Source organism: Hymenobacter seoulensis (assembly GCF_054780535.1).
Genome location: NZ_BAAGWD010000001.1, coordinates 413,970 through 438,694 on the forward strand (window position 1 = coordinate 413,970; position 24,725 = coordinate 438,694).

The 24,725-nt window shown below is 57.9% G+C and carries 23 protein-coding genes; 9 read left to right on the forward strand and 14 right to left on the reverse strand.

Annotation, left to right across the window (positions count from 1 at the left end; all coding sequences use genetic code 11):
* Positions 1 to 64 precede the first annotated feature (64 nt).
* On the reverse strand, positions 65 to 412 hold the full coding sequence (locus ACYVHC_RS01850; RefSeq protein WP_460611955.1) for a hypothetical protein: 348 nt from the start codon (positions 410 to 412) through the stop codon (positions 65 to 67).
* A complete protein-coding gene (locus tag ACYVHC_RS01855) occupies positions 405 to 638 on the reverse strand; it encodes a hypothetical protein (RefSeq protein ID WP_460611956.1) in 234 nt (77 codons plus the stop codon). The genes ACYVHC_RS01850 and ACYVHC_RS01855 overlap by 8 nt, the downstream gene beginning before the upstream one ends.
* Before the next feature lie 272 nt (positions 639 to 910).
* On the opposite strand from ACYVHC_RS01855, the gene ACYVHC_RS01860 reads away from it, so the two are divergent.
* The 4 genes from ACYVHC_RS01860 to ACYVHC_RS01875 all read left to right on the forward strand — a co-directional run bounded on the left by ACYVHC_RS01860 (position 911) and on the right by ACYVHC_RS01875 (position 5,160).
* A complete protein-coding gene (locus ACYVHC_RS01860; protein WP_460611957.1) occupies positions 911 to 1,711 on the forward strand; it encodes a TapB family protein in 801 nt (266 codons plus the stop codon).
* Positions 1,712 to 1,753: 42 nt separating this feature from the next.
* On the forward strand, positions 1,754 to 2,272 hold the full coding sequence (locus ACYVHC_RS01865) for a DUF4920 domain-containing protein (protein WP_460611958.1): 519 nt from the start codon (positions 1,754 to 1,756) through the stop codon (positions 2,270 to 2,272).
* A gap of 218 nt (positions 2,273 to 2,490) precedes the next feature.
* Positions 2,491 to 4,641: an NAD-dependent DNA ligase LigA gene (gene ligA, locus ACYVHC_RS01870; RefSeq protein ID WP_460611959.1), complete on the forward strand. Its 2,151-nt coding sequence runs from the start codon at positions 2,491 to 2,493 to the stop codon at positions 4,639 to 4,641.
* A gap of 75 nt (positions 4,642 to 4,716) precedes the next feature.
* Positions 4,717 to 5,160, forward strand: coding sequence for a rhodanese-like domain-containing protein (locus ACYVHC_RS01875; protein WP_460611960.1), 444 nt, complete (start codon positions 4,717 to 4,719; stop codon positions 5,158 to 5,160).
* A gap of 19 nt (positions 5,161 to 5,179) precedes the next feature.
* Here ACYVHC_RS01875 and ACYVHC_RS01880 read toward each other — a convergent pair whose 3' ends face one another.
* Positions 5,180 to 6,583: a glycoside hydrolase family 2 TIM barrel-domain containing protein gene (locus ACYVHC_RS01880; RefSeq protein WP_460611961.1), complete on the reverse strand. Its 1,404-nt coding sequence runs from the start codon at positions 6,581 to 6,583 to the stop codon at positions 5,180 to 5,182.
* A 201-nt stretch (positions 6,584 to 6,784) separates the two neighbouring features.
* Between ACYVHC_RS01880 and ACYVHC_RS01885 the strand changes: the two genes are divergently transcribed.
* Positions 6,785 to 9,268, forward strand: coding sequence for a glycosyltransferase family 2 protein (locus tag ACYVHC_RS01885; protein WP_460611962.1), 2,484 nt, complete (start codon positions 6,785 to 6,787; stop codon positions 9,266 to 9,268).
* Positions 9,269 to 9,365: 97 nt separating this feature from the next.
* On the opposite strand, the gene ACYVHC_RS01890 is transcribed toward ACYVHC_RS01885, so the two are convergent.
* Complete coding sequence (locus ACYVHC_RS01890) at positions 9,366 to 10,295, reverse strand: polysaccharide deacetylase family protein (protein WP_460611963.1); 930 nt, start codon at positions 10,293 to 10,295, stop codon at positions 9,366 to 9,368.
* 125 nt (positions 10,296 to 10,420) lie between these two features.
* Between ACYVHC_RS01890 and dapA the strand changes: the two genes are divergently transcribed.
* Positions 10,421 to 11,290, forward strand: coding sequence for a 4-hydroxy-tetrahydrodipicolinate synthase family protein (gene dapA, locus ACYVHC_RS01895; protein WP_460611964.1), 870 nt, complete (start codon positions 10,421 to 10,423; stop codon positions 11,288 to 11,290).
* A 75-nt stretch (positions 11,291 to 11,365) separates the two neighbouring features.
* Here dapA and ACYVHC_RS01900 read toward each other — a convergent pair whose 3' ends face one another.
* The 3 genes from ACYVHC_RS01900 to ACYVHC_RS01910 form a co-directional block, all read right to left on the reverse strand.
* On the reverse strand, positions 11,366 to 11,944 hold the full coding sequence (locus ACYVHC_RS01900) for a hypothetical protein (protein WP_460611965.1): 579 nt from the start codon (positions 11,942 to 11,944) through the stop codon (positions 11,366 to 11,368).
* Between the two features lie 175 nt (positions 11,945 to 12,119).
* On the reverse strand, positions 12,120 to 12,857 hold the full coding sequence (locus ACYVHC_RS01905; protein WP_460611966.1) for a (Fe-S)-binding protein: 738 nt from the start codon (positions 12,855 to 12,857) through the stop codon (positions 12,120 to 12,122).
* Positions 12,858 to 12,946: 89 nt separating this feature from the next.
* Entirely contained in the window at positions 12,947 to 13,801 is an 855-nt protein-coding gene (locus ACYVHC_RS01910) for a hydroxymethylglutaryl-CoA lyase (RefSeq protein WP_460611967.1), read from the reverse strand.
* Between the two features lie 234 nt (positions 13,802 to 14,035).
* Between ACYVHC_RS01910 and ACYVHC_RS01915 the strand changes: the two genes are divergently transcribed.
* The gene (locus tag ACYVHC_RS01915; protein ID WP_460611968.1) at positions 14,036 to 15,370 is read left to right on the forward strand and encodes a peptidoglycan DD-metalloendopeptidase family protein; all 1,335 of its coding nucleotides are present in this window, start codon (positions 14,036 to 14,038) and stop codon (positions 15,368 to 15,370) included.
* A 296-nt stretch (positions 15,371 to 15,666) separates the two neighbouring features.
* Here the strand turns inward: ACYVHC_RS01915 and ACYVHC_RS01920 are convergent, their stop codons facing one another.
* The 3 genes from ACYVHC_RS01920 to ACYVHC_RS01930 all read right to left on the reverse strand — a co-directional run bounded on the left by ACYVHC_RS01920 (position 15,667) and on the right by ACYVHC_RS01930 (position 18,989).
* Complete coding sequence (locus tag ACYVHC_RS01920; protein WP_460611969.1) at positions 15,667 to 16,269, reverse strand: hypothetical protein; 603 nt, start codon at positions 16,267 to 16,269, stop codon at positions 15,667 to 15,669.
* A 249-nt stretch (positions 16,270 to 16,518) separates the two neighbouring features.
* A complete protein-coding gene (locus ACYVHC_RS01925; RefSeq protein ID WP_460611970.1) occupies positions 16,519 to 17,244 on the reverse strand; it encodes a hypothetical protein in 726 nt (241 codons plus the stop codon).
* A complete protein-coding gene (locus tag ACYVHC_RS01930) occupies positions 17,241 to 18,989 on the reverse strand; it encodes a S8 family serine peptidase (protein WP_460611971.1) in 1,749 nt (582 codons plus the stop codon). Before ACYVHC_RS01930 ends, ACYVHC_RS01925 begins: the two co-directional genes overlap by 4 nt.
* 167 nt (positions 18,990 to 19,156) lie before the next feature.
* Here ACYVHC_RS01930 and ACYVHC_RS01935 point away from each other — a divergent pair, with 167 nt between their 5' ends.
* Positions 19,157 to 19,990 carry an OmpA family protein gene (locus tag ACYVHC_RS01935; protein ID WP_460611972.1) on the forward strand — a complete coding sequence of 278 codons (834 nt, stop codon included), beginning with the start codon at positions 19,157 to 19,159 and terminating at the stop codon, positions 19,988 to 19,990.
* Positions 19,991 to 20,403: 413 nt separating this feature from the next.
* Positions 20,404 to 20,637: a hypothetical protein gene (locus ACYVHC_RS01940; protein WP_460611973.1), complete on the forward strand. Its 234-nt coding sequence runs from the start codon at positions 20,404 to 20,406 to the stop codon at positions 20,635 to 20,637.
* A gap of 120 nt (positions 20,638 to 20,757) precedes the next feature.
* Here the strand turns inward: ACYVHC_RS01940 and ACYVHC_RS01945 are convergent, their stop codons facing one another.
* The 4 genes from ACYVHC_RS01945 to ACYVHC_RS01960 all read right to left on the reverse strand — a co-directional run bounded on the left by ACYVHC_RS01945 (position 20,758) and on the right by ACYVHC_RS01960 (position 24,676).
* The gene (locus tag ACYVHC_RS01945) at positions 20,758 to 21,309 is read right to left on the reverse strand and encodes a 2'-5' RNA ligase family protein (RefSeq protein WP_460611974.1); all 552 of its coding nucleotides are present in this window, start codon (positions 21,307 to 21,309) and stop codon (positions 20,758 to 20,760) included.
* Between the two features lie 164 nt (positions 21,310 to 21,473).
* Positions 21,474 to 22,877: a zinc-binding metallopeptidase family protein gene (locus tag ACYVHC_RS01950; protein ID WP_460611975.1), complete on the reverse strand. Its 1,404-nt coding sequence runs from the start codon at positions 22,875 to 22,877 to the stop codon at positions 21,474 to 21,476.
* A 173-nt stretch (positions 22,878 to 23,050) separates the two neighbouring features.
* Positions 23,051 to 23,632, reverse strand: coding sequence for a histidine phosphatase family protein (locus ACYVHC_RS01955; protein ID WP_460611976.1), 582 nt, complete (start codon positions 23,630 to 23,632; stop codon positions 23,051 to 23,053).
* Between the two features lie 48 nt (positions 23,633 to 23,680).
* Positions 23,681 to 24,676 (reverse strand): DUF1028 domain-containing protein, encoded by a 996-nt coding sequence (locus ACYVHC_RS01960; RefSeq protein ID WP_460611977.1) that lies wholly within the window; start codon positions 24,674 to 24,676, stop codon positions 23,681 to 23,683.
* Positions 24,677 to 24,725 lie beyond the last annotated feature (49 nt).

A 24,725-nucleotide genomic window follows, 5' to 3' on the forward strand; every position in this document is an offset into this window, starting at 1 on the left:
GGCCAAAACGTGCGTATCCGGCAGGAGCTCAACACCTTTTTTCAGGCTGCTTTCTGTATAGCGGTCAAATGCCCCTGAAGAAGGAGCCTATTTTGCCCAGCACCGCATTCATAGTGATTTTGGGGGTGCGGCCTGCTCCAAAGGTGACGTGGGTTTTGCCCGCTACGCGCAAGTCGAGGACTAGGCCCAGTTGGTTGGCCAGGTCGTTGAGCTGTTGCAGCGGATCGAGGGCGTTGGGGTTTTTCGGTTTGGGCGGAGCATTGGGGTCTTTGGGCGGGCCGCTGGTTAGCTTATCGAGCACGCGCTGGCTGGGCATGTTGATGATGAGATACCCTCCGGCCCCCGCTACCTGAATGTCGTCGCCATCAAACGTAATAACCAGCCGGGCCTCTATATCCAGGCCCTTAGCCAAGGTTGCCAGGCGTTGCGGGAGGCAAAGTACCTGACGGCGGGTTTTCGCCCCGGGTACGAATGCGCAGTGAGCCATTCAGGCGCCACGTGGTGGGCGTGTTCGGATGCTGCGGGTTGGGCACTTGCAGCTCCATCTGCTCGAAATTGAGGGCTAGCTCTACGCCGCCGGAAAGTTTGGATAGCAAGGAAGCGGCCGTATCGGCCCAGGAAGTAGGTTGTTCTGGCATCAGGAGAGTATGCTAGTAGTGAATAATAACCTTATGTAGCGGCTGGCCCGAAAGCAGGGAATGGGCCCGGTAGTTGCTAGCTCATGCTTAGCTACCAAGCCCGGCCACTACCCTGCTGCAAACGGCCAACCCCGGGGCAAGTTACAGCAAGCTGCTGGCAAGAACACCGTAGCAGCCCATATGGGCTCGTTTCAGCTGCCAGGCTAGTATCTAAACACAACAGTTTGCGTATGCAGCCACCAACGGCTGATCTGTTTTTTACTTCCTTCCGCATGCGGTTTTCACCTACCATTCCGGCTACCCTGCTGCTGGCCTTGAGCGCTCCGGCTCTCCTGGCCCAAACTCCCGCCCCCGTTATTGACTGCGGTCACCCGTTTGGCCTCTATGATAAAATGGAGCTGGTTTACCAACTCCAGAACGCCGATGGCAAAGCGGCAGGCACCCTGCGCAACCACGTGGTCAGTCTGGGCTCCGAGCAGAACAAGAAGCAAACCGTTACCACTACCACCGTGCTGCTGAAAAGCGGCACCTACGATACTAAACAAAAGCTGCTGCACCTGCAGGACCTCACGTTTCGGTGCCGCCAGGACACTAGCTTTACCGATGGCCTCTCGGAGCTGAACCCGGAAAGCCTCCGCTCCTTCCGCGACCGGCGCTTTGTTTTTGAGCCAGTGCCGCTGGCCTGGCCCAACCAACCGACCGTGGGGAGCGAGCTGCCCAGCGGAGGAGTTTCCGTACAGGTTAGCAGCACGGCGGTTGATATTGCCAAAGTGCACGCCATGGTGCGCAAGCGCCGCGTAACGGGCACCGAAACCATTACGACCCCGGCCGGCACCTTCCAGTGCTACAAAGTAGAAGCTGAGCGCGAAAGCTCCACGGCCGCCCGCGCCGATATGGTGATGCGCAGCGTGGTGAAGGTGGTAGATTACTACTCGCCGGCGGTGGGCCTAGTGAAAACGGAAATCTATGACAAGAAGGGCAAACTGGCGCAGGTGCGTCTGCTGACGGCTATTAATGCCGCTGGGGCCGCCAGCCCAACCATGCCCACCAAAGAGAAAAGCAAAAAATCGTAAGTTGAGCAGGTAAATCCTTCGTTGCCTTTTGCCTTTCCTGTTATGTCATCCTTTCCAACCCTTGCGCTAGCCAGCCTGCTGCTCTCGTTCACGGCCTGCCAGCCGTCCACTGAAACCACGACTGCCGCCACCACCGCTTCTGAAACCGCTGCCCCGGTCCAGCTGACCGGCAAAACCTACGGTACCGCCATCACGGCCGAGGGTGCCCAGCCGCTTTCGGCACTCAATACGGTGCTCGGCACGCAAGACTCGGCGCAGGTGAAGCTGATTGGGAAAGCCGACGCCGTGTGCCAAGCTAAGGGCTGCTGGCTGACCATGAAAACTCCGGAAGGCAAGGAGATGCGCGTGCGGTTTAAGGAATATGCGTTTTTCGTTCCGAAGGATATAACCGGCAAAACGATAGTCATTAACGGATGGGCGCACCGCGAAACCGTGCCCGTAGAGGACTTGCGCCACTACGCCCAGGATGCCGGCAAAACCAAGCAGGAAATAGCCGCCATTACCCAGCCCGAGCAGCAGCTTAATTTTGAGGCCGATGGCGTGCTGGTAGCCGACAACTAAGGTTCAGGTCGGTTCAGCCTCTTATAATACCTAGTAAAAGCCTGGCCCGAGCGGCTGGGCTTTTTTTTGCGCATCCCTTCCGCTTACGGTGAGGTTTGGAGCAGAATAGGACCTAGTAAAATGCGGCAAAGCGCAACTTCGGCCCCGCTTCAATTCGTAGCTTGCAGAACCATTGCCCGTCGGTGCCTTCCGGCCCAGCGGGCCCTAGCGTTTCTCTCATGTCCGATATTCAGCAGCAGATTACGGCCCTCACCGAGCGGCTTCATCATCTGAACTACCAATACTACCAGCGCGATATTTCGGAGGTGTCGGACCAGGAGTTCGACCATATGCTGGCCCAGCTCAGTGCCCTGGAAAAGCAGTATCCTGAATTTGCGCACCCCAACTCTCCCACCCAGCGCGTGGGCGGCACCATCACCAAGCAGTTCCCCACGGCAGAGCACCGCTACCCCATGCTGAGCCTGGGCAATACCTACTCCGAGGCTGACCTGCGCGAGTTTGATGAACGCGTGCGGCGCGGCCTCGAAGGCTCCGGCGTTTCCTATGTGTGCGAGCTGAAGTTTGATGGCGTGGCCATGAGCCTAACCTACCAGGATGGCCAGCTGACGCAAGGCGTGACGCGCGGCGACGGCACCCGCGGCGACGTGGTAACCAGCAACGTGCGCACCATCCGGAACCTGCCCCTGCACCTGCGCCCAGCTGGCCCCCAGCAGCCCGCTGAATTTGAAGTACGCGGCGAGATATTTATGCCCCTGCCGGTATTTGCGGAGCTAAACCAAGAGCGCGAAGCCAACGGCGAAGCCCTGCTGGCCAACCCCCGTAACGCGGCTAGCGGCGCCCTCAAGCTCCAAGATTCGGCTTTGGTTTCGGCGCGCCGGCTGCGCTTCTACGCCTACTCTTTCCTGATGCCGGGCCGCAGCATGTTCCCGACCCACAGCGCCTCACTGGCCGCACTTAGCACGTGGGGCCTACCCGTTTCAGACACGTGGCGGCTGTGCAACACCATTGAAGAGGTGCTGGATTTCGTGCACGAATGGGACAAAAAGCGCTTTACGCTCCCAGTCGCTACCGATGGTATTGTAATTAAGGTAGATGATTTTCGGCAGCAGGAGCTGCTGGGCTTCACGGCCAAAAGTCCGCGTTGGGCCATTGCCTATAAGTACCCCGCTGAGGCCGCCCGCACCCGTCTCAACGCCATTCAGTACCAAGTGGGCCGCACCGGCGCCGTGACGCCCGTCGCCCTCCTCGACCCGGTTCCGCTGGCCGGGACCGTGGTAAAGCGCGCCTCCGTGCACAACGCCAACCAAATTGCGGCCCTCGACCTACGCCTCGGCGACTTGGTGTTCGTGGAAAAAGGCGGCGAAATCATTCCGAAGATTACCGGTGTTGATGTAGCCAGCCGCCCCGCCGACAGCCGGCCCATTGTGTACCCCACAGCTTGCCCAGCCTGCGGCACCCCACTTATTCGGCCTGAGGGCGAGGCGCACTTCCGCTGTCCCAACGACCGGGGCTGCCCGCCGCAACGCAAAGCCAAGCTAGAGCACTTCGTGTCGCGCAAGGCCATGAACATTGACGGCTTAGGGGCCGAAACAGTGGGGCGCTTTTTCGACCTGAGCCTCGTAACCGACGCGGCCAGCCTGTACAGCTTGCCAGCCAAAGCCGCGGAGCTAGCCCAGCTGGATAGGATGGGCGAAAAATCGGTGCAGCGCCTAGTAGCGGGTCTAGAGCAAAGCCGGCAGGTTCCCTTTGATCGGGTGCTGTTTGGCCTGGGCATCCGCTACGTGGGCGAAACGGTGGCGGAGAAGCTGGCGGCGCACTACCGTACCATTGAGGCCATTGGGGCAGCTACTGCCACGGAGCTGGCAGCCGTGCCCGAAGTAGGTGGCGTCATTGCCGAGTCGGTGGCGGCGTGGTTTCAGGAGCCACAGAATCAGCAGTTGATTGAAGGTCTGCGAGCGGCTGGCGTGCAACTCGCCCTCACCGGCGAAGCCCCGCAGCCCCAAAGCGACCGGCTGGCCGGCCTCACGTTTGTGCTTTCGGGCGTGTTTGAGCAGCACAGCCGCGACGAGCTCCAATACCTGATTCAGCAGAACGGCGGCAAAATTACCGGCAGCATCAGCAAGAAGCTCAGCTACCTGGTGGCCGGCGACAAAATGGGGCCCGCCAAACGCGAAAAAGCCACGGAGCTGAAAGTGCCCATCATCAGCGAAAATGAACTGATGGCCATGCTCCCCACGCCTTTTGATGCTTCGGCTGAAGCAGCCACCCAGGAGCCGGCCCTTGCTACTAGCCCCACAGTGGCCACAAACCCCTCGGCCGCTACCCCCACTAGAGTGCCCAAGCCCGGCCAACAAGGCTCCTTGTTCTAAGCAAACAGGGCAACTACTTTCGGGCGGCGCTTGTTCCGCCTGAAACCGATTGACTGTCACCTACTTCTCCCTGCTATGCTACTACGTCTGTTTTTTCTCGGAAGCCTGCTGACTGCTTCGCTGACGGTTTCAGCCCAAACTACCCCTAGTACTGCCAAACCGGTGCCGGCACACCAGTCCAGGGCGCTGCTCCCTCCGGCGGCGCAAGCAGTTCCGGTAACGGCCCCGGCGGCAGTGCAACAGCAGCTAGCTCAGCCTGGCACCGTACTGCTGGATGTACGCACACCCGAAGAGTTTGCCAGCGGCCACGTAGCCGGCGCCCGCAACCTCGACTTCCGGGCGCCTGATTTTGCGCAGCAAGTGGCCCTGCTTGACCCCAAGCAAACCTATGTGTTGTATTGCGCCTCGGGTAACCGCAGCGGTAAAGCCGCCGTGCTCATGCAAGAGAAAGGCTTCCAGAAAGTTGTGAATGCCGGTGCTTTTCAGGCTTTGAAAGAAGGCGGGCTAAAAACCGAATAAGCCTGGCCCAACCGTTTGCTTACAAAGCCGCGCTAGTATGTACTAGGGCGGCTTTTTTCTTGAAGCTGCCTTCCTTCAGCATTTCTAAATCTTCCTTCGTGAACGTGCCCACATAGAACGGGTAACTGTGCGTGGCAATACTGCCCTGGCCATCATAGGCCGTCACCAGCAAGCGGTAAGGACCTTTTTTCGCGGGTGCCTTAATGAGGGCCTGCTCGCCCTTGGCCGATAATATGGCGCCTTTCAGAGGTTCAGTGCCGGTGCGGTTCTGGGGCAGCACGAAGTTTTCGTCTACATCGGGTACCACCTGCCACTCCAGCCGCAGCGGGTCGCCCTCCGGATCGTGGGCCCGCACGGTGGCCAGGTAGCTGGCGCCGGGCCGCACAGAGGTGCTAAGCCGGGGCGCTAGGCCAGCCAACCGCAGCATTGTCAGGCGGGGCGCTTGGTTGGGCATAGATTTGCCGGTCCATAAATAGTGCACCATGTCCACCATAGCCGTTTTCTCGCCGTTGGTGTTAAACAGGCTGAACCACATATCCGTCTGCTCGAAGCGCTGCCCCCAGTACAGAACGTAGGCCCCCAGGCAGTAGTCGGGCTCCCCCCTCACGCTTTTCTCGAAGCGGGTGCGCATGTACTCGGCTTTAACCTGGCTGCTTTGGTCGAGGGGCGCTTTCCAGGCGGTTTTGGGCGCTTCCCACCAGCCCCGCGCCCCAAACTCACCTACTATATAAGGGCCCGTCCAGTTATCCTTGCGCAGTTTCTCCTTTAACTTATCCAGCCCCCCAAATATATTCACGGTCAGCACATCCAGATCGGGGCAGAAGTTTACTACCGCCGACACCATGTTGAAGTTGCTGGTCAGGGTAGTTGTGACGGGATGGTAGGGATCCAGCTCATGAATCATGCGCGCCACCTCATTCAGCGCCTGAAACGCCCGAGGGTTGCTGGTGTGGTTGTCTAGCTCATTGCCTACGTTCCACATCAGCAGGGCCGGATGGTTGCGGTAGCGCAGCACCTGCTCCCGAATTTCCTGCTGCTGCTGCTGAACGGCTTTTCGGTCAAAGTAATCGAAGTCCTCATACTCGGGCTTCATCCACACCCCCAACATAACCGTCAGGCCCTGCTGCTGGGCTTTATCTAGAATGGCATCGGCGTAATTAGTGGTGTACAGGCGCAAAGAGTTGCCCCCTAGCTCCTTTATGCGCTCAATCTGTTGCAGCCCAGCGGCGCCTTTTATTATGTAGGGCTTGCCGCCCCGTAGCAATTGGTAGCCCTTACTGGTTTGCACAATCTTAACCGGCACCACGCCCGGCGGCGGTGTTGCCGCTGCCTTGGCAGAGCTGTTGGTGGCAGTTTCTCGGCAGGACGAAAGCAAGCCACCACTAAGAAGCCAGAAGAGGATAGAAGAGTAGCGAAGAAGCATTGATAAGGGTAAGTAAGGCCTCGAATCGAATTGCATAATAAAAATAAAAAAGTTAATATTTTCTATAAATTTGTTGTACCATTGGTATGATATGATTGCCTTAACGTGCATTACCATCGTAATCTAAGTTCTACTTAGTTGCCTTTGATTACGCCTCTGTTTTTGCCCACGCCCCTCCCTTTTTCATAGTCCACACACGCTATGATGCCGCCTGAACTACCTATTGCCGCAGACGCAAAAGCACCAGCCAAGCGACAGAAAGCCGACGCACTGCTTACAAAACCCGTTGGGCACGCCCTGGCTGGACGGGTACCGCAGATGCGGGTATTGGTAGTTATTGGATTACTGCTGACTATTCATTTTGTGTGGTGGTTTGCCGATTCCGACCACATCGGGTATCCGCCCCTGTTCTGGCTCCTGACGGTTTCGTTGGGCTTCAAGCTGCTGCGTATGCTGCACGAGTGGTACCACTACGTGCAGGTAAGTGAGCCCGTGGCGCCGGCCCAGCCGGATCATGTATACACCGTTGATATACTCACGACTGCCTGCCCCGGCGAGCCGCGCGAAATGATTGTGCGCACGCTCACGGCCATGCAGGCCATCACGTACCCGCACACCAGCTACCTCTGCGACGAAGGCAACGACCCGTATCTGCGTGAGGTGTGTGCTACGCTGGGCGTGGTGCACGTTACGCGCCAGGTGAAGGTAGATGCCAAAGCCGGCAACATCAATAATGCTCTGCGACAAGCCACTGGTGAGCTGTGCGTAGTCCTCGACCCCGACCATGTTCCTACCCCCGATTTCCTGGACAAGGTAGTGCCGTACTTCGCTGATCCGGAAGTGGGGTACGCTCAGGTAGTGCAGGCCTACGGTAATCAGCACGAAAGCCTGGTTGCGTTGGGTGCGGCTGAGCAGACCTACCATTTCTACGGCCCTCTGATGATGGGCATGAACAGCTACAACACCGCCCAGGCCATTGGGGCAAACTGTACCTTCCGCCGCACTGCCCTCGACAGCATTGGGGGCCACGCCGCCGGCCTAACGGAAGATATGCATACGGCCATGCGCCTGCATGCCCAAGGCTGGAAATCAGTGTACGTGCCGGTGATTGTAAGCCGGGGCCTAGTACCTTCCTCCCTGGCTGCCTACTTTGCCCAACAGCTAAAATGGGCCCGCGGCAGCTTTGAGCTACTGCTGCATGTGTACCCGCGCCTGTTTACGCGCTTTACCTGGCGCCAGAAGCTTCACTACCTCACACTGCCGCTGTACTTCTTTTCCGGAGTGGTTACCCTGATTGATATTGGGGTGCCCATTGCCTCGTTGGTGCTGATAGAGTTTCCCTGGCACTTATCATTGCCCCAGTTTGCGCTGCACCTCACGCCGGTGCTGATGATTTCGTTGCTGATCCGCTACAATGCCCAGCGCTGGCTGCGCGAGCCCCAGGAAGCCGGCCTACACCTGGCCGGCGGGTTCCTGCGCATTGGTACGTGGTGGATTTATTGCCTGGGCCTGGTGTACACCCTGCTGCGGGTGTGCGTGCCCTACATTCCAACGCCTAAGGAAGGCCGCACTGGCAATGAGTGGCAGCTGAGCTTGCCCAATCTGTTGCTGGCGGGCTTATCCGTGGCGGCTGCGCGCTACGCGCACTACGTTACCCAAACGCCATACGCCCTGCTGATGATGGCCATTGCCATGTCGAATGCGGGTATTCTGCTGGCCTCGGTGCTTATGGCGCAGCATGATCTGCTGCAACGCCTCGTTGATTTAGCTACCTCCCGCCGCCGTTGGCGCTGGCTTTTGCTGAAGGCCGAGCAACTGGTTACGGAGCGGGCAAACCAATTACTACCCCGCCTCCGGACGGCAGCCGTTTTCATTGCCTTTTTTCTGTTCACTACCCACTCCCTCATTAGCCTCGGACTAGGCTTCTGGCTACGTCAAACCTCCCCCTCCGATGCCCTTATCTGGGTTCGGACGGGAGTTGGCAAGGTGCGTGTGGGTATGGCTGCCTCGCCGGCTTCTACTATGTGGCCTGCCTCCCTAGCCCCACCAGCCCAGTCAACGGCCAGCACCGCTCCTGAAGTAGTAGAAGTTCGGCTCGCACCAAGTAGTCCGCCGCAAGTAGATCTGGCAACGCTAGAGAAACTTGATGCGCAGGGCAGCTTACCGATGCTGAGCTGGGAGGTACAAAACGGCAAAGATGCGCGGGCAGTCTGGCAGCAGAGCGTAGCTAAACTTCGGGAGCGCAACCGGCCCATACTACTTCGGCCGATTCTTCAGGCTACTACCCCCACGGCTTACCGCACTGCCTGGCAACAGCTGGTAAGCAACTTTCGGGCCTCCGGCGATACCAGCGCCGTATGGGTCTGGACGCCTCCCCGCCCCGATTCCGTAGCCGCCTATTTCCCCGGCGCAGCCTACACCGAGTGGATTGCCGCCGACTATTTGAGCTCCGGAGCAGGCCCTGCTGATCAGGCCATCCAGAAATACAAAACACTGCGCATGCAGCTGGCCGAGCGGGCTGAGTTCAATAGCAAGCCTATTATCCTGATGGCCCCTTCTAAACCGAAGCAGGCTCTCCAAATACAAGCGCAGTATCTGACCCACACTTACCCCGAGATTAAGGCCCTGATTTTCGGCCTGCCTTCCACCAACAACGAAGTAGTTTCGGTTACCCCTGTCCATTAGCCTAGCAGCTTTTTTGTGCGCAACGTCCAGTATAAACCAAGCGGCCCCACCCGATACTATATCGGGTGGGGCCGCTTGGTTTAAGAAGAAAACGAGGCTAGAAGCTCTGCACCATGTTGTTGTGCAAGGTGCGGGGAGTCCAGTAGCCGCTGGCAATAATGCGCCGGATAGTGAAGAGCGGATCCTGCTGGTCGCGCTTTTCGGCCAGCACGAAGGCAGCGTCCATGCCGCGCTTCTTCAGCTCCGGAATTGCCTCGGGATTCCAGAGGCCGAAGGGGTAAGCGAAGTAATTGATTTTCTTACCCGTAATTTCTTCCAGCTGCTTAGTGGGCTTCTCAATCTGCGTTACCCAATCATTGCCCTGGTACTTTTTCACGTTGTGGTGGTCCCAGGTATGCGAGCCGATAACGTTGCCTTCATCCGAAAGCTGCTTTACCTGCGCCTTGCTCATGTAGTTCGGGCGGCCTAGGCTCACCGTCATGATAAAGTACACGGCCTTGAAGCCATACTTATCCAGGGTGGGGCGGGCTACGGTGAACTGGTCGAGGTCGGTGTCGTCGAAGGTCAGCATAACGGGCTTACTGGGCAGGGGCGCGCCGGTAGTCAGGTAAGCATATAGCTGATCGGGCAGGATGGTGTGGTACCCAGAGTCAGCCAGCATTTTGATCTGCTCCTTGAATTTCTCAACGGGCACAATGTAATCTTTGGCGCCTTTCGAGTCCTTGGCGCGCCAGTCCCGAATCTGGTGGTAGCACAGGATGGGCACCTGCGGCCGGGCCAGAATGGCGGCGGCATCCGCGCGCTTATCGGCCGGAATGGTGGCGGGGCTACCGGTGTTGCCCGTGTTAGCAGCCGTAGCCGTGCCCGCCGTGGTGATAGTAGCCGTGGAGGCCGAGTCAGCGGCAATGGCAGTGGAGCTGGCGGCCGTTTCGGCGGCGGTAGCGTTTTTGGCGTCGTTGCAAGCAGGCAGCGCGCCGAGAGTTACTAGGGTGGCAGCCGCTAGCAACGGGTAATGGGTAAGCTTCATGAACGGAGATAACGCGGCCGGCTAGGGTATGCCGTACTTTTGAAAGAAACGGGCTGACCTTCGCCGCGGGCATTGTACCTTCGCTGCGGGTCTTCCCTCCTACAAATCAACCGCTAATTTCCCGCATGGACAAACTCCGTGGCACTGGCGTAGCTCTCGTTACTCCTTTTACTCCTACCCCCGACCGCGCCGTAGACTACCCGGCCCTGCGCCGCCTCATCGACTTTACCCTGGAAGGTGGGGTAGAATACCTCGTCATCAACGGCACTACTGCCGAGTCGCCTACCCTCACCACCGAAGAGAAAGCAGAAATTCTGCGCGTTGCCAAGGAGCATACAGCCGGCCGCGTGCCGCTGGTATACGGCATTGGGGGCAACGACACGGCGGCCGTAGTGCGCACCATTCAGCAAACCGACCTCAACGGCGTTGATGCGCTGCTTTCGGCCAGCCCTTACTACAACAAGCCCAGCCAGCGCGGCATCATTGCCCACTACCGCCTGATTGCGGATGCCTCGCCGGTGCCGGTAATTTTGTACAACGTGCCCGGCCGCACGGCCTCCAACCTCACGGCCGCTACCACGCTGGAGCTGGCCACGCACCCCAACATCATTGGTATCAAGGAAGCCAGCGGCAACCTGGAGCAGTGCATTGCCATTGCTGCCGCCAAACCCGATGATTTCCTGCTGATTTCAGGAGATGATATGATGACGACTTCACTTATCAGCTTCGGCAGCGTAGGCATCATCTCGGTGCTGGCCAATGCCTTCCCGCGCCGCTTCTCCGACATGACCCGCCACGCCCTCAACGGCGACTTCAAAGCGGCCAGCGAACTGCTTTTTGGGTTCTCGGACCTTAACCCGCTGATGTATGAGGAAAGCAACCCCGTTGGCGTAAAAGCTGCCCTAGCCGCCCAAGGCCTGTGCACCGATGCCGTGCGCTTACCACTGGTAGAAGGCTCCGAGAGCTTAAAAGAGCGCATCGGAAAGCTGCTGTAACTTAAGTAAGCATTATCTAAAAGCACCGGCCGGCCCCACATGGGGCCGGCCGGTGCTTTTGTATTTAATTCAGGTTTATTGTCGGCCAAAGTAAGCGCCTCCATTAAACTCATTTTGGATACCCACTGACAGCAACTGGAACCTCATCCGTCGGGCATCAATATTCACGTAATCAAGCTCAACGAAACCGTACTGCGGATGGAACAGCAAAGTCAGACTAGCCGTACCCGCCCGGCAACGGGAAATGGCCGTTACCTTCTCACACTTCAGCTGTCCAAGAGGGGTAGTGCTTATTTGCTCGCCAACGGCTGTGTAATGAGTTTTCACCACCATTTCACCTTCCCATACTGCCCAGGCGGGGTTCGACCAGTGCGAGCCCACGCTCAGCTCCCAGTCCCACTCCTGCCCTACTTTAAACGGCTGCCGTATTTCCGGGAAGGGACTCAGTTCCAAAATAGCATATTGATTAAAGCGTGGCGGATGTATCCAGACGCCGCTTGCGCTTTCCTCTACACCGGTGCTACTTGTGGTACCTTTGGTTTCACTGCTCCACCCTATCTCCTTCTGCGTGGAGTCCATTTTCCAAACGGTGCCGGTAGAAGTCAGCATCACCGTGTCATCTACAACTTCACGAGGGCCTTCAAAATGGCTCACCTGATAGATAAACTGTTTGTTCCGGGTAAATATTTCCTGTTTGGGGTTGGGTAGCGCGTCAGCCCTCTTATTAACCTGAGTGTCTTGATTTGATTCGGTTTGACAGGAAAGTAGGGCTAGGGTAAACCCAAGCCAGCATACTGCTTGCATCCACATACTATAGCTTGGTAACACGTTACCACCCACTAGCTAGCACATCGGCTACGTGCAGGGTTTTGATGGGCTTTTTCTCACGGCGGATGTAAGCGTCTAGGTGCATGAGGCAGCTCGTATCGGTGCTGATGAGGTAGTCGGCACCGGTGGCCAGGGCATGCTCCACTTTTTGCTCGGCCATGGCCACGGAAATGGCTTCGAACTTCACGGCGAAGGTACCACCAAAGCCGCAGCAGGTTTCGGTTTCGGCCATTTCAAGGCGCTCTAAGCCGCTGATAGCATCAAGCAGTTGGCGCGGAGCCTCCCGGATGCCGCACTCGCGCAAGGCCGAACAGGAATCGTGGTAGGTGTATTTGCCAGTGAGGCTGGCCTTTGGGATGGACGTAATACCTAGCACATCCACCAGAAACTCGGTAAGCTCAAAGGCGCGGCGCTGCACGCCGTGGTAACGACCCGAATCGGGGGTACCTTCAAATAAATCGGCGTAGGTGTTGCGTACCATGCCAACGCAGGAAGCAGAAGGGCTTACAATGTAGCGCTCCTGCGCGGTCGGGAAATCATCGAGAAATTTGCGGGCTACCTCACAGCTCTGCTCTTTATAACCGGCATTGTAGGCTGGCTGGCCGCAGCAGGTTTGGTTGGCATTGTAATGCACCTCGCAGCCCACCGACTCCAGCACTTTCACCATGTTCATGGCTGTGTGCGGAAAGAGTTGGTCTACAAAGCAAGGAATAAACAAGTCGACTTGAGGGGCTGGCATAGTAAGCAGAAGTAAAAGTCGGGGCGCGCCGTGTAGTGAAGCCTAGCACTTCACAAATACTTTCCCGAGCGCGTCATTACAAAGTAAGCCTAATGGCCCATAAAAATGCGCTGGTTTAGCCTCATGGCCTCAGCAAGTGCCTCTTGATTCAGATCTGGCCCTACCCCCTGCTCCGCGGCAAATTCCAGGAGGCGCTCAGTGGGCATGTTGCCGGTCAGCTCATCGGTCGCCATGGGACAGCCGCCGTAGCCGCCCAAAGCGCCATCAAAGTGTCGGCAGCCGGCCTCGTAGGCCGCCTGCACCTTCTCGCGCCAGGTAGCCGGGGTAGTGTGCAGGTGAGCCCCGAAGCGAATAGTGGAAAAAGCAGCCGTCAGCTCCCGAAAGGCCGGGCCAATGGTAGCCGGCGTGGAAACCCCAATGGTGTCGGACAAAGCCACAATACCTACGCCTAGGTCAGCAAGCTTCTGGGTGAACTCGCCGAGCACAGCCGGACTCCAGGCGTCGCCGTAGGGGTTGCCGAAGCCCATACTCAGGTACACCACCTGCTGCTGCCCGCTGCGGGCACACAACTCTTGCATGCGGGCCACGTCATCGAGAGCCTGGGCAATGCCTTTGTTGGTGTTGCGCTGCTGAAAAGTTTCGGAAACCGAAAGCGGGAAGCCGATATACTGAATCTGAGCATACTGGGCGGCGGTTTCAGCTCCGCGCAGATTGGCTACAATAGCCAGCAGCTTGGTTTTCGTTTGAGATACATCCAGTCCTGCCAGCACCTCGGCTGTGTCGGCCAGCTGTGGAATAGCTTTGGGCGAAACGAAGGAGCCAAAATCAAGCGTATCGAAGCCGACGTGCAGCAATTGGGTGAGGTAGGCAACTTTCTGCTCGGTAGGAATAAACGTAGGCCAGCCTTGCATGGCATCACGCGGGCATTCGGTTAGGTGCAGCATTGGGGGTAGTAAAGTTGGGTAGGAGCGTGTAAAGGTAACCGAAGGCAGGTTGAGGCCATGCGTTGGCCTAGGGCAATTCGGTTAGCTAGAAGGCGTGCTGGAATCACCGCGCCACTTTGGCTATACCCGATGCCTAGGCCAGCGCTGCAGTTTAGTACCTGTACTTACATCGAACTACTAGCCTCTAACTGGGGTTTATCCTATTACGACTTCCTGATACCCTAGCCCCCATCCATGCTGCTCCGCTTCCGCGCTCTGCCGGCCGTTTTTTTCGTCCTATTTCTTACTGCTTGTAGTCAAAGCCAGACGCTACAGGCCGTTTTTCAGAAATCCACCCCACATGAGGCCTACGCCCGCAAGCTGAAACAAGCCGGCCTAGCCGAAACCGCGCTGGGCCGCGACTGGCTCCGGGCCGCCGACCAGGCCCTGCGCGACTCGTTGGTGGTAAAGCTTCCATTTCAGGAAAGCGGCTTTTTTCCCGCTGACCGAGCCGTAGCCACGGGCCTGCGCTACCCCGTCCGAACCGGCGAAACCATTCATATCAGTCTGGTGCTGGCTCCGGGTACGCAAGCGCCCAAGGTTTTTATTGATGCCTACGAGCTAAGTCCCGACCGCGCAGCCCCTCGCCACCTGGCTGCCGCCGATACCGCGGCGCTCTCCTTCCGCTATGTTGCCGAAGCTGACCGCCAGCATATACTACGGGTGCAGCCCGAGCTCTTGCGCGGTGGCCGCTACACCCTTCGCATCCGGAGGGAGCCTAGTCTGGGCTTTCCGGTGAAAGGCAAAAACGACGTGGCGGTAGGCTCCTTCTGGGGAATGGCCCGCGACGGTGGTGCCCGCCGGCACGAAGGCATTGATATTTTTGCCCAGCGAGGAACGCCCGCCATTGCAGCAGCCAACGGCTACATCACGCGGGTAAATGAAACTCCGCTAGGTGGCCGCGTGGTATGGCTGGCCGATACCGACCACGGTCAGCATCTGTACTATGCCCACCTCGATAAGCAACTAGTGCAACCCGGTCAGCGCGTGAAGCCCGGCGATACGCTGGGCCTGGTAGGCAATACCGGGAACGCCCGCACCACCGCGCCGCATCTGCATTTTGGCGTGTACCGCAACGGCGCCGTGGACCCCTTCCCATTTGTGCGCCGCCCTGATGCGTTGTTGCCTGCCCCTAAGGTATTGCCTACGCGCCTGGGCCAGTGGGTACGGGCTAAAGAATCGCGCCTGACGCTGCGCCGCACCCCAGCCGCGGCTGGCGTAGCGGCCGCTACCACCACCCGCCCAACCCCGCTGCTAGTGCTGGGCGCCACTGCCGAGTGGCTGCGGGTACAGCTGCCGGCCGGTGGCACAGGCTTCGTGCCCGCCAAAGCGGTGCTTACTGCTACCCCTTTGCGCAGCGAAAACCTCCTGGCACCTGCCGATTTGCGAGCCCGCCCCTTTGCTAATTCCCTAACCATTGCAGCCCTACCCGCGCAAACCAACGTAGCCGTGTTGGGTGAGTTTGGTGGTTTCCGGCTGGTACGCCAGCCCAATGGCCGCACTGGTTGGCTGCCGGTAGTGGCTTCCTGAGCCGAGCGTGCCTAGTAAACAAAAGGGACTGCAGCAAGCATGCTGTTCTTCATACTTTGCTCATGTACCACCTCGTAGGTTTGCCCCGGTGAGTTGGAGTACAGGAAAAGGAGCAGGCTCGGAGACCCTGCTCCTTTTCTTCTGTCCACCATAGCTGGCTACACGCAACTGTACTTACCCTACCCATACCGCCTCAAAGCGCACTCCCCTCTTTTGCACTCTTTGGAAATAGAAAAAGAGCCGACTGCTACATAGTAGTCGGCTCTTTCTTTATAAGATGGCTTGAAACGGAAGGCTTATTCCGCAATTACTACGGCCCGGCCTAGCTTCTTGGAATAAGCTAACCGCCGCTCCCGCCCATCGGTGGAAGTGTAGTCGAAGCCTACGGCGCGGTTGTCTTCGCGCACTGAGTTCCAAGACTCCGCATCGACATTCTCAGGCTGGGTAGCCGAGCGGGGCACGGCGGGCTGCACAAACCGGTCTTCGCGGAAGAAGCTGTTCATCCCCTGCAGAATGGCAATTTCCTTATCCCGCACCGCAGCCGTCTGTGGGTCCTGCAGATCGCGCTCATTAATAAGTGCGGTAGCCGGAATAATCTCTTTGCGCAGCGTGTCGCCAGCGCTACTGATGATCATGAAATAGGCCTGCGAAGTTGCTATTTTGGTACCGCGCAGCTGCAACACAAAGTTGTCTTTTGACTTGGTATTGGAGAAGTTACGAGTGGCATTCACCGTCCGCAGTACTGTGCGCGAGGTCACGCGGCCACGGTTGGCTTCAGGGGTAGGCGTAAATACGCGGTCCGAATTTTTGGAGGTTCCTACCTCGCGCTCGGTGGTAATACAGCCCGAAAGCTGAAGTAGGAAACAAGCCCCGAAGGCGGGGAGTAAAAACTTTTTCATGTAAGAGGAGTCAGCCATCTTCAATTGAGTTCGGCAAAATACAAAACCTACCGACGCCCCGGAATAAGGCATCCTATTCCGGTGATTTCCTACCAAAATGCGGTAGTGATGTCGTGTACCGCAAAAACGCGCTGCAGGTTGTGCAGTAATAAAGGAAATTAAACCTGAATACCAAGCCTCCGCGCCCTGCCTGCGGCTGCTACGGTAAAGGCAAAATACTACGTAGTGTTAATGGAGAATGCTTTGGCGTTAGAACAGGCCTAGCTCAAACCCCACCAGCCACCGAGGCAGCTCCGGGAAAGTTGGATTGGCACCAGAGGTAAAAGTATCAGAAAGCCGGTAGCGGGCAGTGGCGGCGTAGCGGCCGGCACCAAGGCGCGCACCCAGCCCATACGGCCAGCGGCGCACGTAGTCGAGGCTTTTCTCCGTTACGATGGTGCGCTTACCCCCGCCGGTGCCAGGCCGGTCTTCATAGTGATGCGACGCGCCCAGAGCATAGCCGCCCCACGCGCTCAGGTCGAGGTAGTGCCCGATTACGTTGCCGCGCCGGCCGTAGCCAAAGCGCACGTACGGCTCCAGGTGCAGCTGCGTAAGGTTCAACGACTCAGAATGATGCTGCGCGGATGTTGGCAGCAGTTTCGTATCGGTTTGCTGCAAATGATACCCTAGCCGGGCCAGGCGCAGATCAAAGCCCGCGGCCAGCCCCCGGGTTAGCCGGTACTTGTGGCGCACGCCAAGCACAAACTCCGCCGACTGCAAGTAGTGCAAATCGGCGCCGGGGCCGCTGGCCCTACCCACCACGGGGGTATAGCCCACATACACATGCCGGAAAAAGGCGCGGTTAGGCCCGTACTTCACTTGGGCGGAATCGGTAGCCGGAACTTCGCGGAGCACCACCCGCTGGGCTTGGGCCGAGGGGGTTGCAGCCGCTACCAGGGCTAGCAGCAGCGCCGAGGGTATAAAAGACTGCCTCATGGGGCTAAATAAGTATGCGTGTACCCGCGGTAATGCACCCGAACGGCGTAGCCCGGAAGCAAGCGGCGCAACGGGACCTGCAACACCGCACGCTGCTGCACCTCCAGCACCTCATACTGACGCAACACTCCGTTTTTGTCAAGTAACTGCCAGTACAGATACTGTGTGGGGGAAGTGCTGGTTTCAGCCTCGGGTTGCAGGGCGATGACGGGCCGGGTCGGCTCCTGCCCTACGGCAGCCACCGCTTTGAGGGCTTTGGTAGCCTGAGTTGAATCAGCAACTAAAGGCAGCGTGCGGGCCGGTATGTGCGCCGCCTCTGGCCGAATGATAACAGCCAGCATTGTATCCTGCTTCACCATATCAAAGGAAACCGGCGCGGCAGCCGGCGGCGTAGTAAAAAAGGAAGCGCGCGGTATACCGTAGCCGTGGGCGTAGTCATAATACGGATAAAGCCGCGCCGACTTCTGTAGCTTCTCGAATAGCTGCATGGCCGTAAGCTCGCGCTGCTGCTGCCAGACACATGCCGCAAAACCCGCCACTAACGGACTGGCAAATGAGGTTCCTTCGGTGCGCTCGTAGCCGCCGCCTGGTGTGGCCGCAATAACAACTCCAAACGCGGCTACGTTGGGCTTTAGCCGCTTGCCGGAAGCAGGCCCGTAGCTACTGAAATCGAGGTGCAGATAGGTATCCGGGGCTACCCCGCCTACGGCCAGCACAGAGTCGCCATCGGCGGGCGTGCCCACAATGCGCCACTGCGGGTCTTCCCCATCGTTGCCGGCCGCGTTTACCACCAACATACCTTTGCGCACGGCCAACTCAGCGGCCCGCGCCACCAAGCTGGTGTGCCCATTCATCTGCTCCGGAAAATAGCGCCGGGCGGTGTAGCCCAAGGAGGAGTTGATGATGTCGGCGCCGTTGCGGTCGGCCCACTCGGCAGCGGCTAGCCAGGCTTCTTCCTCGGCGTACTTTTCCCGGTACATCTGCTCAGTACGTGCCAGCAGAAACTCGGCTCCGGTGGCCAGGCCCAAATGGGTACTATCAGGCAGGCGACCAGCTATGCAGGACAGAACTTCGGTGCCGTGACTTCCCCCGCGGTACACATCGGGCCGGTTGTGCAGAAAATCATAGGTAGCGACAATGGCATTGCGCCGCCGCAAGTGCGCAAAAGCAGCGTGGCGGTCGGTGCCGGTAAAACCCACATCGAAAATGGCAATGCGCAGCCCGCGCCCATCCAGGCCAGCCTGTTGAAACGAGCTAGCGCCTAAGCTGGCCGTTTGCCGCCGGGCCAACGAACGGTCGGACGCAGTCAGCGGCCTAATTTTATCAGATGAAGAGCGGGGCCGCGCCGCCACCACCAAATCTGCTTGCGGCCAAGCCGTCACGCTCCGGATGCCCGGTACCTGCCGCAAGGCAGCTGCCTGAGCAGGTGTGGCCCGGCAGGAAACGGCGTTAAACCAACGGCTAACCAAGGTAATGGTATCCGACAGGGCCTGCACGCGGGCGACGTAGTCGGGGCGCACCGGAAGGTCGGTGCTATCAGAGGCGGGCAGGTGCTGACGCCGGCGCCGGGCCTGAGCTGGGGCGCTGAAGTAGGTTGCCGGCTGCAACTGCTGGCCCGCTTTATCCCGGAAGGTAACCCAGTATCGGCTTGACGGCTCTGCGGGGCTAGTACCTGCCACCGCGTCACCGCTTCCGAGCCCGCCGCAGCCTAGTGCCACGACCAGTAATGTAAAAATCAAACGCAAACCCAACCGAGCTATAAAAAGAAAAATCTTGCGTATCGAAGGTACAAGAAACTGCCGATTACCTGGCTGCTTGTTTCTGCCTATGCGGGTTTGCCAGCTAGTACCGTAACTCGCAACGGATGTGCTTCGTTGTACGGGTACTTTACCTTTTGCTTACTATTTTTCACATGAAATATTTTCAATTTTCGCCCGTACTTGCTTCGGTGTGCGGTGTAAGTTTTTTGCTAAGTACCACGGGGTGCGTATCGCAGAAAAAGTACACAGCCTTGCAAACTCAACTGACGGATACTTCCCGCTCCCGGGACCAACTGCAGGCCGAAAAAAATGCTTTGCAAGAGGAAAAGGCGCGCAACGAAGAAACACTGCGCACTAGTTTGCTTACCAAAAACCAGCAGGTAAGTCAATTAAATGCCAGCCTGAGCGGAGCGCAGCAGGAGAACTCGCAACTATCGGCTGATTTGCGCGGCAAAGAACAGCGCATTGCCGATATGCAGCGCATCCTCGACCAGAAAGATGCCGCAGTAAAAGCGTTGCGTAAAAAAGTGGGCGATGCACTTCTAGGATTTAATGCTCAGGACCTGCAGGTAAATGTAAAAAACGGAAAAGTGTATGTATCGCTTTCCGAGCAATTGCTATTTAAATCTGGCTCGACGAAAGTAGATCCCAAGGGCCAGGAAGCGCTTAGCAAATTAGCTACCGCCCTAAAAGGCAACCAAGATGTAAATGTGCTGGTAGAGGGCCATACCGATAATGTACCCATTGCGAAAGGCACCGCCGGCATGCGCGACAACTGGGACCTGAGCGTATTGCGAGCCACTGAAATCACGCGTATTCTGACGCAGGGTGGGTTGCCAGCTTCCCAGGTAACGCCTTCCGGCCGGGCTGAATATGTTCCGGTTGCACAAAACGATTCCCAAACCAATAAAGCGCTAAACCGCCGCACTGAAATTATTCTGACCCCAAAATTGGATGAACTTTTCCAAATTCTGGAACAGAACTAATCTGATTATTATAGGTAACAACAGGAGCGGCTTTCTGATTTTTTGAAGGTCGCTCCTGTTTTATATAACACTATAAGGCACTGATAGGCAATTAGTAAACCGCTTGATAAATCCCTGAACTAAAGCCGTTATTAACAGGTATTATCACTGCATATTACTAGCAGGTGTTTACCTCAATTCTTTTTGTTGCACTTATTTTCATTTATTCTTCAACAAATACGACATTACCTCGTACCAGAAATAAAAAACACGTACTTGTTGGAAATAAAATCAGTATTGGTTACCTCAGTAGTTTATGAAACTAGATAGAAAACAAATAATTTTCTATCAACAAGCATTAGTGCTTGGTCTACTGAAATATTCCTGCATCTTTGACCCGAATTTCATTTACTAATAAATTAAAATACTAAATCATGGCAACTGCTGACCTAAATAAGCTGCAACAAATTCTGGCGAATGCCGAGGAGAATGATGCAGTTCTAACTCAAATTCGGAAGCAAGTAGTAAAAGTTACTGAGATGATTACGGAGCTGAATGCGATGCTGGAGCCCGGCTATCGGATTGAAAAGAAAGAGCGTAAGCCCCGCGCCGTGAGCGCCACCGGCAAGCGCCCAGGCCGCCCAAAGAAAAACGTAAGCGCTGAGTAATTCCGCGTTCAGTTGTATTAAAAAAGCCTGGCACCCCGCAAGGAGCGCCAGGCTTTTTCGTGCGCGGTTTCCGGTAGAAAGGCTCCTAGTACTCTGCATGGGGTAAAGCAACAGGAGCACCTAGGCAGGTGGCGTTGGCTCGCCTAAACGCACAAGTTCCCGCTCCTGCCACACCCGGCCATCGTGCCGGTACAGCACCAGTTCACGCAGCTCCGCGCTGGCTCGGTACGTGCGGCTTGCAAAATCTTGACGCAGCTCCGGAACCATGTTGGGCGGCAGGTCACGGGTGGCTAGGGTCATGTGGGGCACAAATGGGCGCGTTTCTTTAGGCACTGTGGGCAGATGCACCGCGCACCACCGGTAAAGCGCCGCGTGCAGCTGCTGCAGTGGCTCCTGCTCTATCACCCGCACGTACAGGGTACGGTTCTGAAACCAAGCGAAATCATGCAGATGAAGCGGGCAGGCGGCCTGCGTGGCAGCAAAGGTGCGTAAGGCGGCTGCGGACTGCGCCTCAAACTCGGGCGGTTGGCGCAACGGTGGCACTAGGGTAATATGCGGCGGCAACCGCGTGGCATTGCGGCTGCCGGTACGCCGCTGCACCTCCTGCTTCAGTGCCCAAACCTCGCTTTTGATGGGTTCGGGGGCTAGCAACGCTATCAGATACAGCTCCATACTGCCGGGGCATCGGGGGCCCATTTGGTGATAGTATACAGAAAGAGCTCCGTTTTACTGAGTCAGTTGGCTTTCACCACGACGTTCAGTAAAACGGAGCTCTTTCTGTATACTGCCCGATTCGCGCGTTAGTTGCAAGCAGGCACTGCGGGCGTTAAGGAGGCTTAGAGACCGTACTTGCTGAGCAGATACACCAGGGCGGCCATGCTCGCGCCGCCTAGTTCAAGCTCGCGGCGGTTTACTTTGTCAAAGGTATCGGCGGCAGTGTGGTGGATATCGAAGTAGCGCTGCGAGTCACACTCAAAGCCGATGAGGGCTTTGGCTTGCCCCTTTAATGGGCCGATATCGGTGCCCGCGTGGCCGGGACCGAATTCGGTGCTGCCGTAAGGCTGGAGCAGCGGCTGCCACTGCTGCACTTTGCGCACGGTGGCGGGGTCGGCCTCAATGTTAAAGCCGCGGGGCGTGAAGCCTCCCCCATCCGACTCAATGGCGGCCAAGTGCTTTTCGCCGGCGGCTTTGGCCAGCTCGGCGTATTTGTTGCCGCCGCGCACGCCGTTTTCTTCGTTCATAAACAGCACGGCCCGAATGGTGCGCTCCGGCCGCAGGCCCGAGGCTTTCAGCAAGCGGAGCACTTCCATGCTTTGGGTGCAGCCCGTGCCGTCGTCGTGGGCGCCTTGGCCCAAGTCCCAGGAATCGAGGTGGCCGCCAATGGCTATAATCTCATCAGGGTATTTCGAGCCCTTAATTTCGCCCACCACATTGTAGCTTTTTACTTCCGGCAACGTCTGGCAGCTCATTTCAAGCTCCACCGTTAGGTTGTTATCGGCTTTGAGCAGCTGGCTTAGCTCATCGGCGCTGTTGGTGCTGAGGGCGGCGGCGGGTACTTTGCTTACCTGGTCGCTGTAGCTCATCATGCCGGTGTGCGGAAAGTCGTCGTGGGCCAGGGTAAGGCTCCGCACGAGGGCACCTACTGCGCCTCGCTTGGCAGCCTCCACGGCACCGCTGCGGCGTTGGTCGCCGGCTTCGCCGTAGGCCCGGCCGGTTTCTATGTACAGCGGGTTCATGGGGCGGTTGAAGAATACGAGCTTGCCTTTCACTTTTTCGGCGGGCAGCGCGGCCAGCTCCTGCATGCTCTGTACTTCCACTACCTGGGCTTTCAGCTTGCCATTAGTACCAATGGAGCCGCCCAGCGCGCACACGTTCAGGGTCACGCCTTTGCCTTTTGAGCCTCTGGCCTGTGCTTTTTCCTTGGCACCTCGCTCCCAGTGCGGCACCATCACTTCCTGCAGGTATACCCTATCGAGGCCCATTTTTTCCATCACCGATTTACCCCACTGCACAGCCTGCTCCGCTTGGGGCGAGCCGCTCAGGCGGGCGCCAATGCGGCCCGTGAGGTGGCGCAAATTCTCGTAGCTCTCGCCGCGGGCCAGGGCCTCGTCATAGATTTTGCGAATAACTACGGAGTCGATTTTGGAGGAGGCAGCGGTTTGGGCCGAGGCCGCCAGCGGAACCACGGGCAGCAAAGTGGCCGCCAGCCAGAATGCCCGGCGGAAATGAGCAATACGCATAAAAGAAAGGGGAAAGAGGAGTGCTAATAAACGTGGTGAATAGAACCAAAAAGCGCCGTGGGGTTGCAGACAAAACAGGCTACCCTTACTAGGGTGGCGCGGATGCCAAACCGTCATCGGCACTGCTAATCGGTTGCTAGCGTGTAACCGGCAGGTTTGCCCCCACCGTATGCCTAGCGCGAGGCCGCCCCGAACCGGCGGGCCGTGGCGGTAGGAGGTTTGGTTGCGTCGCGCGGAATTTTTACTTCCAGCAGGTAATCATACTCATTGTCCTTTACCGTGGGCACGGGCCTAGTAGCACCCAGGGCTTCGGCTGTTTCCAGAATGGTGTTGGAATGGCCTACCACCACCACCGTTTGGCCAGGATACTCCTGCCGGATGCGGGCCGCCAGTTCTGGCAGCTGGCGCGCATTGTAGGGTAAAATAGTGAGCTTGCGGGCGGTGGCCAGAGGCTCAACGGTACCGCGGGTGCGGGAGGTTTCGGTAGAGAAGACGGCGCTAACCGGGCGTTTGCGCAGCACTTGCTGCAGGGCCACGGCGCGCTGCTGGCCGGCCGCTGTCAGGAGCGGATCAGCCAGGCCGGGCGTGAGGTCTTTTTCGCCGTGACGCACAATATAGACGGTGGTATAGGCCTTGGGTTTAGCCTTCTGCTGCCAGGCGGCACACGCACCTCCTACCAACAACAGCAGCGCCGGCAGCAACCACCGCACCTGACGCAAAACCTTCAGACGACAAACCAAAAAATCAGAGTTCATACAACCAGCGCAGCTAGGAAAAAACGAAAGATAACGGACGAATGGGGCTTATTTGGCCGCCAGAATTTGCTTCATTTCAGCCGCTGACACGGTGAGCAGGCCCACTTTGGGAAGCCGCTCCGTGAGCGTGCGCCAGTTGGGGTCTTGCCGGAAAACCGGACCTAGTAACTTAATGGCCTGGGGCACCTGCTGCTTGTTGGCCAGGCTGATGGCGTGCCAGTACTTCATTTCGAGGTTCTGGGGAAACAGTTTTTCGGCCGCCTCATACTCGCGGATGGCGCCGGGCACGTCGTTTTTCTCTACGGCCAGGTCGCCGGCATTCATGTGCTCGTAGGCGCGGTGCAGGCGCAGCAAGCGGGCCAGCTCTTTCAGTGGCTCGGCGGCATCATCTACCCGCAGGTCAATGAGGCGGTCTTCCCAGATGCCGGCGCCGGGTTTGGCCCGCACAATAAGCAGCGCCGCCGACTGCCGCCCCCGGATATCACCGCCCTGTGCCTGCGCAGCATCCAGCGCCGACACTACTCGCTCGGCGAAAGGTAGCTTCGCGTTTTGCTCATAGGCTTTGGCCATGGCAGCCGGCACCGTGTTTTTAAGCATCATGTTGGCCTGCACCGAAAACTGGTTGCCCTGCTGATGCCCGGCCATATCAATGCACTTGCTGCCGGTGTGCGTAGCCACGCGGCCCTGGTTATCGATAATGGCCACCTGCCGCACGTCGCGCCCCTCGTCGGTGCTGATCAGCTCATCGAGAGCTTGCTGCGCCGACTTGCCGCTCTTGAGTAATGCCAGTCCTCTAGGGCCAAAGGATTTGTTGGTAAAAGACTGAGTAGCCACGGCGCCTACCCCGGCTTCGGCCCAGCTTACACTGGTTCCTACTGAAAACCAATGGCTTTGCACGGCCACGGCCAGGTCGCCAGTTTGTGGGTCGCGGGCCACAATGCTGTAGGTATGCGCCAGTGGGTCAGAGGTGGTGTACACCTGAGCGGCGGCAGAATAGGTCAGGCCCGAGAAGGCCACGGTCAGAAAGAGCAGGATTCGTTTCATCAGGCAAAGGGGTGGTTGGAATGGCAAGTTACACGGGGTCGGGGTTGAG

What these genes read in the sequence shown, in the direction of transcription:
- ACYVHC_RS01855 (WP_460611956.1), bottom strand. Translation starts at nt 638, where the DNA reads ATGCCAGAACAACCTACTTCCTGGGCCGATACGGCCGCTTCCTTGCTA.
- ACYVHC_RS01860 (WP_460611957.1), top strand. Translation starts at nt 911, where the DNA reads ATGCGGTTTTCACCTACCATTCCGGCTACCCTGCTGCTGGCCTTGAGC.
- ACYVHC_RS01865 (WP_460611958.1), top strand. Translation starts at nt 1,754, where the DNA reads ATGTCATCCTTTCCAACCCTTGCGCTAGCCAGCCTGCTGCTCTCGTTC.
- ligA (WP_460611959.1), top strand. Translation starts at nt 2,491, where the DNA reads ATGTCCGATATTCAGCAGCAGATTACGGCCCTCACCGAGCGGCTTCAT.
- ACYVHC_RS01875 (WP_460611960.1), top strand. Translation starts at nt 4,717, where the DNA reads ATGCTACTACGTCTGTTTTTTCTCGGAAGCCTGCTGACTGCTTCGCTG.
- ACYVHC_RS01880 (WP_460611961.1), bottom strand. Translation starts at nt 6,583, where the DNA reads ATGCTTCTTCGCTACTCTTCTATCCTCTTCTGGCTTCTTAGTGGTGGC.
- ACYVHC_RS01885 (WP_460611962.1), top strand. Translation starts at nt 6,785, where the DNA reads ATGATGCCGCCTGAACTACCTATTGCCGCAGACGCAAAAGCACCAGCC.
- ACYVHC_RS01890 (WP_460611963.1), bottom strand. Translation starts at nt 10,295, where the DNA reads ATGAAGCTTACCCATTACCCGTTGCTAGCGGCTGCCACCCTAGTAACT.
- dapA (WP_460611964.1), top strand. Translation starts at nt 10,421, where the DNA reads ATGGACAAACTCCGTGGCACTGGCGTAGCTCTCGTTACTCCTTTTACT.
- ACYVHC_RS01905 (WP_460611966.1), bottom strand. Translation starts at nt 12,857, where the DNA reads ATGCCAGCCCCTCAAGTCGACTTGTTTATTCCTTGCTTTGTAGACCAA.
- ACYVHC_RS01910 (WP_460611967.1), bottom strand. Translation starts at nt 13,801, where the DNA reads ATGCTGCACCTAACCGAATGCCCGCGTGATGCCATGCAAGGCTGGCCT.
- ACYVHC_RS01915 (WP_460611968.1), top strand. Translation starts at nt 14,036, where the DNA reads ATGCTGCTCCGCTTCCGCGCTCTGCCGGCCGTTTTTTTCGTCCTATTT.
- ACYVHC_RS01920 (WP_460611969.1), bottom strand. Translation starts at nt 16,269, where the DNA reads ATGAAAAAGTTTTTACTCCCCGCCTTCGGGGCTTGTTTCCTACTTCAG.
- ACYVHC_RS01925 (WP_460611970.1), bottom strand. Translation starts at nt 17,244, where the DNA reads ATGAGGCAGTCTTTTATACCCTCGGCGCTGCTGCTAGCCCTGGTAGCG.
- ACYVHC_RS01935 (WP_460611972.1), top strand. Translation starts at nt 19,157, where the DNA reads ATGAAATATTTTCAATTTTCGCCCGTACTTGCTTCGGTGTGCGGTGTA.
- ACYVHC_RS01940 (WP_460611973.1), top strand. Translation starts at nt 20,404, where the DNA reads ATGGCAACTGCTGACCTAAATAAGCTGCAACAAATTCTGGCGAATGCC.
- ACYVHC_RS01945 (WP_460611974.1), bottom strand. Translation starts at nt 21,309, where the DNA reads ATGGAGCTGTATCTGATAGCGTTGCTAGCCCCCGAACCCATCAAAAGC.
- ACYVHC_RS01950 (WP_460611975.1), bottom strand. Translation starts at nt 22,877, where the DNA reads ATGCGTATTGCTCATTTCCGCCGGGCATTCTGGCTGGCGGCCACTTTG.
- ACYVHC_RS01955 (WP_460611976.1), bottom strand. Translation starts at nt 23,632, where the DNA reads ATGAACTCTGATTTTTTGGTTTGTCGTCTGAAGGTTTTGCGTCAGGTG.
- ACYVHC_RS01960 (WP_460611977.1), bottom strand. Translation starts at nt 24,676, where the DNA reads ATGAAACGAATCCTGCTCTTTCTGACCGTGGCCTTCTCGGGCCTGACC.